Origin of the sequence: Delftia sp. ZNC0008, from assembly GCF_000799035.1 — a bacterium.
GTDB classification, from domain to species: Bacteria; Pseudomonadota; Gammaproteobacteria; order Burkholderiales; family Burkholderiaceae_C; genus Comamonas; species Comamonas tsuruhatensis.
Genome location: NZ_JTKZ01000263.1, coordinates 1 through 328, shown reverse-complemented (window position 1 = coordinate 328; position 328 = coordinate 1). Strand labels below are relative to the sequence as shown.

The following is a 328-nucleotide window of genomic DNA, read 5'->3' as shown; positions in this document are numbered from 1 at the left end:
CAGGTCGGTGGTGATGACGGCCGGCAGGCTCAGGGCCAGGGTTTCCAGGCCGCCGTCCACTTCACGCGTGACATTCACCTTGTCGCCAGCGACTTCGACCTTGGAGGCGAAGGTGGCTTGCGGCAGGTCGGCCAGGGCCGCCAGCATCTGGCCGGTCTGGTTGGCGTCGTCGTCGATGGCCTGCTTGCCCAGGATGATCAGGCCGGGCTGCTCCTTGTCCACCAGGGCCTTGAGCAGCTTGGCGACGGCCAGGGGCTGCAGCTCCTCGGTGGTCTCCACCAGGATGCCGCGGTCGGCACCGATGGCCATGGCCGTGCGCAGGGTTTCC

1 pseudogene is annotated in these 328 nt (G+C 68.3%); it reads right to left on the bottom strand.

Annotated features, from left to right (window positions below):
• Positions 1-328: pseudogene (locus L995_RS08690) on the bottom strand (electron transfer flavoprotein subunit beta/FixA family protein); the annotation flags it as partial.